The sequence below is a fragment of the Macrococcoides goetzii genome (assembly GCF_002742385.2).
In the GTDB taxonomy this organism is placed as follows: Bacteria; Bacillota; Bacilli; order Staphylococcales; family Staphylococcaceae; genus Macrococcoides; species Macrococcoides goetzii.
On record NZ_MJBI02000014.1, the window covers coordinates 20,525 to 31,080 of the forward strand.

4 protein-coding genes and 2 pseudogenes are annotated in these 10,556 nt (G+C 36.7%); 2 read left to right on the top strand and 4 right to left on the bottom strand.

The features are described 5' to 3' along the window. Position 1: 1 nt before the first annotated feature. The 3 genes and pseudogenes from secY2 to BFS35_RS14290 all read right to left on the bottom strand — a co-directional run. A complete protein-coding gene (gene secY2 / locus BFS35_RS13300; RefSeq protein WP_099577365.1) occupies positions 2-1,225 on the bottom strand; it encodes an accessory Sec system protein translocase subunit SecY2 in 1,224 nt (407 codons plus the stop codon). A gap of 102 nt (positions 1,226-1,327) precedes the next feature. Next, positions 1,328-1,678: an LPXTG cell wall anchor domain-containing protein gene (locus BFS35_RS14235; RefSeq protein ID WP_331466735.1), complete on the bottom strand. Its 351-nt coding sequence runs from the start codon at positions 1,676-1,678 to the stop codon at positions 1,328-1,330. 1,302 nt (positions 1,679-2,980) lie between these two features. Further along, positions 2,981-6,838 (bottom strand): annotated as a pseudogene (locus BFS35_RS14290) (hypothetical protein); the annotation flags it as partial. A gap of 454 nt (positions 6,839-7,292) precedes the next feature. Between BFS35_RS14290 and BFS35_RS14245 the strand changes: the two are divergent. After that, entirely contained in the window at positions 7,293-7,520 is a 228-nt protein-coding gene (locus tag BFS35_RS14245) for a hypothetical protein (RefSeq protein WP_331466734.1), read from the top strand. A gap of 896 nt (positions 7,521-8,416) precedes the next feature. On the opposite strand, the pseudogene BFS35_RS14250 reads toward BFS35_RS14245, so the two are convergent. Further along, a pseudogene (locus BFS35_RS14250) lies at positions 8,417-8,536 on the bottom strand (KxYKxGKxW signal peptide domain-containing protein); the annotation flags it as partial. 312 nt (positions 8,537-8,848) lie between these two features. Here BFS35_RS14250 and BFS35_RS13310 point away from each other — a divergent pair. Further along, a complete protein-coding gene (locus tag BFS35_RS13310) occupies positions 8,849-10,336 on the top strand; it encodes a M4 family metallopeptidase (protein ID WP_099578683.1) in 1,488 nt (495 codons plus the stop codon). The last annotated feature ends 220 nt before the right edge of the window (positions 10,337-10,556 follow it).

The following is a 10,556-nucleotide window of genomic DNA, read 5'->3' on the forward strand; positions in this document are numbered from 1 at the left end:
CTTACCAATATTTGTTGAGTAACATACGATAGCTCTGGAAATAAAGATAACTTCTCATCGCCTCAACAACATTTATCGCAATATAAACTAATATTAAAACTTGTACCGATAAGTAGACTTCATTAAACACTTGCGGTATGAGCAACGTAATATAAAAAGGAATACCGATTATTACAGCCATAATCGTCGCACTGAATAAACTAATTAAATTCGCTTGATGATTTAAAAAGCTTTCAGTTGATTTCCCGGGTGATATGCCTGCAAAGTAATTCCCACTCTTTAAAAACTCTTCTGCTTTCTTCTTTGGATTCAACATAAGCTTCGATAAGAAGAACCCTAGCAAGAATAAAATTGCCACAAATAATGTAATACCTATCGGATGAGATAGCTCTAAATATTGAAAATCTTTCATCTTAATATCCGTAAAGAACATTAGCACAAGTTCAATCACATATTTAATCATCGTATAGAACGACAAACAAAGCATGATTGCAAGACTTCCTGCTGGATTCAATTTCCATGCGAGAAAGTTCTTTTGGACCTTTGAAATATTTAAAATATCTACATATGGAATGCGATATTCTGACCTCTCGATAAATACAAGAAGAAGTACGCTACTCATTAATAAAACAGCAACAATCAACCAGAACAAAGGACTTAAATCATCAATATCCCCTTTTCCAGCAATAATCGAACGGATGATACTCATCATTACGATCGGCATAGGACCTGCGATACCATACATCGCATTTTGATCCGCTAACCAGATCAGCATCATGCTGCCAGCAATAAGCATCAGTAAACTCAGTAACATCACTTCAATATAATCCGGACCATGTTTAACATGCAGATTCAAGACGTAATATCCTTGAACGACACATAATAACAGCGTCGCACTCTTTTCCTTAATCTGCTTTTCCTGCTTTGTCTGTTTCATTGTCTTATCAATATTTCTAAAGCCAATTAAATTAATAATTAACAAAGCGGTTAGCCAGGGACCAAGACCAAGTGAGAACAAATTAACATTTGTATAATCGCCACCCATCGCTGCGGCTCCAAGGTTGTTAAAGACATTTACTTTGTCATTCAATTGATGTGGCTGAAGAATCGGGATATTACTCCCTAAAATAAATATGATCAGCACAATTAATGTATAGCGTATTCTTCTGTAAAGATCGAAGTAACGAACAAAATGAGATCTTTTCAAGCTGCGTGATTTTTCCATGATAAACCTCTTTTACTTCTGATAAATTTACAATTTTCTTATTCAAATTATAACACAGGCACAAACACAATATGTGTTTGTGCCTGTGGCAGTGTTATTTAATTATTTAGATGATTCTGGGTTTTCGTCGTCATCTTTTTTCTTTCTTTTTAATAATCCGAAACCAGCCAGAAGTGCTGCGAATGCAGGGAGGATAGATTTATTAGCTTCGCCAGTGTCTGGTAAAGATTCTAAAGTATCATCTTCCTGATGTGCAGGTAAAGTATCTGCATCTTCTTCTTCGTATGCAGGTAATACGTTTTCGTCTTCTGTTTCTTCATATGCTGGTAAGACATCTTCATCTTCTGTTTCATCATAGAACGGTAAAGTTCCAGCATCATCAGAGTCAGTTGTTTCATCATACCAGAATGGTAAATTCGCCCAATCAATTTCTTCAGCTGTTGACTGACTCATTGAATGACTGTTTGATGATGAGTCACTAATGCTTGTACTTGTTGAAGTACTTAATGATGTGCTTAATGATGTTGAGATTGAGTTGCTTAAGCTTGTCGATGTGCTTAATGACGTACTTGTTGATGCTGATGCATCCGTACTTGTCGATGCACTATTTGATCCACTCAATGATGTTGAGATTGAGTTGCTTAAGCTTGTCGATGTGCTTGTTGACGTACTTGTTGAGCTACTTAACGATGTTGATAATGAATCACTTGTGCTTGTTGATACACTTGTTGAGCTGCTTAACGATGTTGACAATGAATCACTTGTACTTGTTGATCCACTTGTTGAGCTGATTAATGACGTTGACAATGAATCACTTGTGCTTGTTGATACACTTGTTGAGCTGCTTAATGACGTTGACAATGAATTACTTGTGCTTGTCGAGATACTTGTTGAGCTGCTTAACGACGTTGACAATGAATTACTTGTGCTTGTCGAGATACTTGTTGATGTGCTTAATGATGCAATCGTTGAATCATCAGTACTTGTAGATCCACTATTTGATGCGCTCAACGATGTTGATGTTGAATCACTTGTACTTACTGATTCACTATTTGATGCGCTCAACGATGTTGATGTTGAATCACTTGTACTTACTGATGCACTGTTCGATCCACTCAACGATGTTGATGTTGAATCACTTGCATTTACTGAATCACTATTTGATGCACTCAATGATGTTGAAATCACTTCACTTGTACTCACTGATTCGCTTGAAGATGTACTTAACGATGTTGATGTCGAGCTATCTAAACTTGTTGAACCGCTACCTGAGTTACTTAAAGATGTTGATACAGAGTTGCTCAAGCTAATTGATCCACTTTCACTTACAGAGTTACTACTAGATGTGCTATTCGATGTACTAAATGACTCTGAAATTGAACTACTTTCACTTGTCGAAGTACTGTTCGATATGCTTAATGATGTTGAAATTGAACTACTCTCACTTGTTGAGTCACTATTTGATGTGCTTAGTGATGTTGACACTGAGCTGCTTTCACTTGTTGATCCACTATTAGATGTGCTTAACGATGTTGACACTGAGCTGCTTACACTTGTTGAGTCACTATTTGATGTGTTTAACGATGTTGAAATTGAGCTACTTTCACTTGCTGAGTCACTATTTGATGTACTTAATGATTCTGAAATTGAATTACTCTCACTTGTCGAGCCACTATTAGATGTACTTGTTGATGTTGAAATCGAATTACTCTCACTTGTCGATTCACTATTTGACGTGCTTAGTGATGTTGACATTGAGCTGCTTTCACTCGTTGAACCACTGTTCGATTCACTTAATGATTCACTTAGTGATATTGATGTCGAATCACTTACACTTGTTGAGTCACTTAATGATGTGCTTAGTGATGTTGACGTTGAATCACTTACGCTCATTGAGTCGCTTAACGATGTGCTTAGTGATGTTGATGTTGAATTGCTATCACTCACCGATGTACTGTTTGAGTCACTCAGTGACGTCGATGTTGAATCACTATCACTCACCGATGTACTGTTTGAGTCACTTAATGATGTCGACGTCGAGTCACTATCACTCACTGATGTACTGTTTGAGTCGCTTAATGATGTTGACGTTGAATCACTTATACTTGTTGAGACACTTAATGATGTGCTTAGTGATGTTGACGTTGAATCACTTACACTTGTTGCATCACTTAGTGATGTGCTTAGTGATGTTGACGTTGAATCACTATTATTCACTGATGTACTGCTTGAATCACTTAATGATATTGACGTTGAATCGCTATCACTCACTGATGTACTGTTTGAATCGCTCAATGATGTTGATGTTGAGTCGCTATCACTCACTGATGTACTGTTTGAATCGCTCAATGATGTTGATGTTGAGTCGCTATCACTCACTGATGTACTGTTTGAATCACTTAATGATGTTGACGTCGAGTCACTATTACTCACTGATGTACTGCTTGAATCACTTAAAGATGTTGACGTCGAGTCACTGTTACTCACTGATGTACTGTTTGAATCACTTAATGATATTGACGTTGAATCGCTATCACTCACCGACGTACTGCTTGAATCGCTCAATGATGTTGATGTTGATTCACTATCACTCACTGATGTACTGTTTGAGTCACTTAATGATGTTGATATTGAATCACTATCACTCACTGATGTACTGTTTGAGTCACTTAATGATGTTGATATTGAATCACTATCACTCACTGATGTACTGTTTGAATCGCTTAATGATATTGATGTTGAATCGCTATCACTCACTGAAGTGCTATCTGACTCACTCAGTGATGTCGATACTGAATCAATTACACTTGTTGAAGTACTTTCTGAGTCACTTAATGATGTCGATGTCGATCCACTATTGCTCACTGATGTACTGTTTGAATCGCTTAATGATGTTGATGTTGAATCGCTATCACTCAACGATGTACTGTTTGAATCACTTAATGATGTTGATGTTGAATCGCTATCACTCAACGATGTACTGCTTGAATCGCTTAATGATGTTGATGTTGATCCACTCACACTTGTTGAATCACTTAAAGATGTACTTAGTGACCCTGATATAACTACACTAGTACTTGTTGAAGTAGATTCACTCACTTCTGTAGAACTACTTAGTGAAGACGAAATACTTGTCGATTCTTCCGAATCAGATGTACTTGTTGAGTTTTCATTACTTACCGAAATTGAGTCACTTAATGAATTAGAGATACTTATTGATGTTGAGTCACTATTCGATAACGACGTACTTGTCGAATCACTTACGCTTGTCGACGTTGAAGTACTTTCTGATACTGATGTACTTGTTGAGTCACTATTACTCATTGATGTTGAGCCACTATTCGATAACGACATGCTTGTCGAATCACTTACGCTTGTTGACGTTGACTCACTTTCTGATACTGATGTACTTGTTGAATCGCTCACACTTGTTGACATTGATGTACTGTCTGATACTGATGTGCTTGTTGATTCACTCACACTTGTTGACATTGAGTTACTATTTGATACCGACGTGCTTGTTGATTCACTTACGCTTGTCGATGTTGAGTCACTTTCTGATACTGACGTGCTTGTTGATTCACTTACGCTTGTCGATGTTGAGTCACTTTCTGATACTGACGTGCTTGTTGATTCACTTACGCTTGTCGATGTTGAGTCACTATTCGATACTGATGTGCTCGTTGAGTCACTTACGCTTGTTGACGTTGAGTCACTTTCTGATACTGATGTACTTGTTGAGTCGCTTACGCTTGTTGACGTTGAGTCACTCTCTGATACTGATGTACTTGTTGAGTCGCTTACACTTGTTGACGTTGAAGTACTACCTGATATTGATGTACTTGTTGAGTCACTCACACTTGTTGATGTTGAGTCACTTTCTGATACTGATGTGCTCGTTGAGTCACTCACACTTGTTGACGTTGAGTCACTTTCTGATACTGATGTACTTGTTGAGTCACTCACACTTGTTGACGTTGAAGTACTTTCTGATACTGATGTACTTGTTGAATCGCTATTACTTGTTGACGTTGAAGTACTATCTGATACTGATGTACTCGTTGAATCACTCACACTTGTTGATGTTGAGTCGCTATCTGATACTGATGTACTCGTTGAATCGCTATTACTTGTTGAGATTGATTCGCTGTCTGATACCGATGTGCTCGTTGAGTCACTTACGCTTGTTGACGTTGAGTCACTCTCTGATACTGATGTGCTCGTTGAATCACTCACACTTGTTGACATTGAAGTACTTTCTGATACTGATGTACTTGTTGAATCGCTTACGCTTGTTGATGTTGAGTCACTTTCTGATACTGATGTGCTCGTTGAGTCACTTACGCTTGTTGACGTTGACTCACTTTCTGATACTGATGTACTTGTTGAATCACTCACACTTGTTGATGTTGAGTCACTTTCCGATACTGACGTGCTTGTTGATTCACTATTACTTGTTGAGATTGATTCGCTGTCTGATATCGATGTGCTCGTTGATTCACTTATACTTGTTGACGTTGATTCACTTTCCGATACAGATGTGCTCGTTGATTCACTTACGCTTGTTGAAGTTGACTCACTTTCTGATACTGATGTGCTCGTTGAATCGCTTACACTTGTCGATGTTGACTCACTTTCTGATACTGATGTGCTCGTTGAATCACTCACACTTGTTGATGTTGACTCGCTATCTGATACCGACGTACTTGTTGAATCACTCACACTTGTTGACGTTGAGTCACTTTCAGATATTGACGTACTTGTTGAGTCGCTTACACTTGTTGATGTTGAAGTACTGTCTGATACTGACGTACTTGTTGAGTCACTCACGCTTGTTGATGTTGAGTCGCTATCTGATACCGACGTGCTCGTTGAGTCGCTTACACTATTTGATGTTGATTCACTGTCTGATACCGACGTACTTGTTGAATCACTCACACTTGTTGATGTTGAGTCACTTTCTGATACTGACGTGCTTGTTGAGTCGCTCACACTTGTCGATGTTGACTCGCTGTCTGATACCGATGTACTTGTCGAGTCGCTTACACTTGTCGATGTTGACTCGCTGTCTGATACCGATGTACTTGTTGAATCACTTACGCTTGTCGATGTTGACTCGCTGTCTGATACCGATGTACTTGTTGAATCACTTACGCTTGTTGATGTGGATTCACTATCAGATACTGATGTGCTCGTTGAATCACTGATACTTGTTGATTCGTTCACACTTGTTGATTCACTATCTGATATTGACGTACTCGTAGAATCACTTACACTCGTTGATGTCGAGTCACTATTTGACGTTGATGTACTTGTTGAATTTACTACACTTGTTGATTCACTAGTACTTGTTGAATTCGATGTACTAATCGATGTTGAATTTTTAACTGAATCACTCGTAGACAATGATCTAGAAGTACTTAACGATGTTGATGTACTACCAGAAAGAGAGCTACTTGTAGATTTAGATGTACTTGTCGAAATTGATGTAGAAGTACCTATTGATGTGCTTAACGATCTAGATTCACTTGTCGAAATAGAAGTACTAGTTGATACACTTGTTGATGTACTCTTAGACGTAGATGTGCTCGTAGATACACTTTGTGAGTTCGCAGTACTTGTCGACGCGCTCACACTTTGTGAATTCACTACACTTGTTGATGCGCTCTGTGAATTCGCTACACTTGTTGATGTGCTTTGTGAGTTTACAATGCTTGTCGAAGTACTTGCACTTTGTGAATTTACAGTACTTGTCGAATTACTTGTCGATGTACTTGACGATGCAGCTACACTTGTTGAAGTAGACGCACTCGTTGATGCTGATGCAGAATCTGGAATAGTTATTGTTCCTGCTGCTGCAAAGTAATCACCCAATGACGATCCATCTTGTGATGCATAAGGATTAAATTTAATCGTCGTATCAGTTGTATTTAAAATAGGTACAGTAAATGTTGTCGTTAATCCGTAACCTTTATTCAAGTTAAAACCAGTAATCATTGCACCAGTTGCCCAAGAATAACCACCGCCTGTAGCAGACATCGCTTGACCTGTAGCTACAGTTGAAGCAGTGGTATTAGTTGCCATATCCGTCAATGTTGTAGTTGCAGTTGACGGCGCACCAAAGCTTGAACCTAAAGTAATCATTGGTGTAGTAGATGTACTTGTGTTCTTAATTGTTGTTGAGTTAGGTACCTGTGGTTTTTCAACAGTTGAAGTTGCTGGATTATCATATGTTGTCGTATATGATACAGTCGCTGTCTTACCATCAGCACTTGTAGTAACCTTTAAAATATAGTAAATAGGAATCTTATTGAAAGCATCCGTACCTGCACCTGTATAAGTTACTGTTTGACCAGCTGCTGCTAATGCATTAATAGTAGAGAATGATCCTAATGAAATCATCTTCTGAACAGCTGGTGTCTCACTTAATGATGTTTCAAGGCTTGCACTGATTGATTGAGATTCACTAGTTGATAAAATTGTAGATGCTAAAGAATCTGTATTAGAAAGAGAAGTGTCTCCACTCTCAGAAAGAATACTTTCTGAAGTAGAAGTATCTGATTGTTGACTTGCATCACTTGTTGAAATACTTGCAGTCTCTTCGCTGCCATTAGATGTTTCTGAAGCTGTAGAAGTTTCAGAATCTGTAGTACTGTCATTTGTTGAGTCAGTTTGTTCAGAATTTACTGACTTTTCTTCAGATAATGACTCACTTGCACTAATTGATTCTTTTTCTGATAAACTTTCACTCAATGATTCACTCGTACTTACAGAATCACTTAAACTGATTGATTCGCTTGTACTGATTGATTCACTTGAACTAATAGAATCACTTTCTTCTAAAGTATTAGAGCTACTTTCAGAAGTGTTACTTTGTGTACTTTCTTCTGTTGTATCACTTACAGAAGATTCCTCTGAAGCAGTTGTAGTTTCACTTGTACTCGTTGCTTCAGAATCTGAAATGATTGTTGAGTTCTGATTTGCAACAGTTTCACTTAATGATGAAATCTCTGAAGTAACTGGTAAATCCGTCGCTGCTAACGCTTGATGATTATCTAATAGATTAACTGTCAAGAATCCACCGGCAATTGCTGATCCTGTCATTGCTGCTTTTTTCGCTTTTTCACTTGCACTGTTTTCGATGCTTTCCTTATTGTTAAATTGCTTTACTAACATTGGCATGCCCATAATACGGAGCATTTCTAATTCTTTAATACCGGCTTTCACCCAATGTTTACCTGATTTATATAATTTAAATCTTACTTTTTCATCAGCTACACTTAGTTTGAAGAACTTGGATTTCTTTGACATGTATTCACCCTCTTAGATCTTTTCTTAAAATTAATTATTAATTGGTTCATTGCATTATACTACGTTTAACATGTAAATACAAATAATATTACACTACATATTTAATTGTTTACTATTTCATTATTAAATTTATTTTCAATCTGTTTTAATTATATACTATTTTAAATCTACACTTAATTTATTATTTTACTTACTTAAATTTATATAGCTACAGATTCAATAAATATATAGATATACTTTTATGTTTCGATACTTTATAATGTGTGAATAGTAATTAAAAATAACTAATATCATTTATTAAAGGAGTTCTCAATGAACAAAAAAATTATTCCAACAATTGTTGCTACTGCTGCAATTACTTCATCAATATTAACATCACAAGCACAGGCTGCTCAATTTGATTCAAAAGCAGCTGTAGAAAGTTTAAAGACACTTCCGAAAAGTGAAAATGCACGTGCTTTATTCCATAAATATAATGTTATTGATTCTGTTACAGATGATTTAGGATTTACACATTATACATTAGCACCAAAAGTAAACGGTAAAGTATTTGCTAATAAAGAAATCAAAGTACACGTTAGTCCTCAAGGTAAAGTTGTATTAATTAACGGAGAAACTGATGCAAAAATCAGCAATCCAACGAATACTGTCAAACTTTCTAAACAAGCAGCAATCTCTAAAGCATTTGAAGCGATCAATATTAAAGAAAGTAAAGCTAAGAACTTTAGTGGATCTGTAGTTAAAAAAGCAGAATTAAATGTCGATGGCGATGTAGGACAATATGTATATAACATCGAATTAATTACGACTTCACCATCAATCGGGCATTGGAATATTAAGATCAATGCAGAGAATGGACAAATTACTGCTAAACAAAACTTAATCGAAACAGCTGCTACCACGGGTCTTGGTTTAGGTGTCATCGGGTCGTATAAAACGATTAACATTAACAGTGTTACTGGTGCTTATACTCTAGAAGATCTAACACATACAGGACGCTTAGAAACATACCAATATAATTCATCAACTGGGCAAGGAACAATTGTTTCAGACACAGATAAAACGTTTAATGCAACTAATCAAAGAGCTGCAGTTGATGCACACTATTATGCAGGACGTGTATATGACTATTACAAAAACGTACACGGCCGTGATTCATACGATGGATTAGGAACAGACATTCCATCACTTGTAGGCGTAAATTCAATCAATACTTTAAATGACTATCGTAATAATGCAGCATGGATCGGTGATAAAATGATTTATGGTGACGGTGATGGTACGAAATTCAGAGCAACTTCTGGAGCTATTGATGTTGTAGCACATGAGATTACACACGGTGTTACACAAACTACTGCGAAACTTGTCAACCAAGGACAAGCAGGTGCATTAAATGAAAGTATGTCAGATGTATTTGCATATTTCATTGATCCACAAGACTGGTTAATTGCTGAAGATGTTTATACGCCAAGTATTGCTGGTGACGGATTAAGAAGTTTAGCGAATCCAGAAGTTTATGGTCAGCCAAGTAATATGAGTGGTTATTATAATACTACTGCTGATTATGGTGGCATTCATACAAATATGGGTATTCCAAATAAAGCAGCGTATAATACAATTACTACAATCGGTAAAGAAAAGTCTGAGAAAATATATTACCGTGCATTAACACAATACCTAACTTCTACTTCAACTTTCCTAGATGCTAAGAATGCGCTTGTTCAATCAGCTAAAGATTTATATGGCACAACAGTAGCTGAACAAGTAACAGCTGCATGGGACAAAGTTGGCGTGAAATAGTAAATATTAACTGAATAGCTATTATAATAGAAGAAACTCATATTCAAATGGGTTTCTTTTTTGTAAAATATATCAAAAACTAAAAAATTTTTTAAACAAAAAACGAGAGTTCATATAATATGGTTCTATAATAAAACGGACTGATGAAAAGATACAAATCTTTTCTTCAGCCCGTTTTTTGATTTTTTGGATATAAAAAGGACGCAATTATCTCTATAAT

Excerpts from the sequence above, each read along its gene's own strand:
- secY2 (WP_099577365.1), bottom strand. The coding sequence starts at position 1,225 with ATGGAAAAATCACGCAGCTTGAAAAGATCTCATTTTGTTCGTTACTTC.
- BFS35_RS14235 (WP_331466735.1), bottom strand. The coding sequence starts at position 1,678 with ATGAGTCAGTCAACAGCTGAAGAAATTGATTGGGCGAATTTACCATTC.
- BFS35_RS13310 (WP_099578683.1), top strand. The coding sequence starts at position 8,849 with ATGAACAAAAAAATTATTCCAACAATTGTTGCTACTGCTGCAATTACT.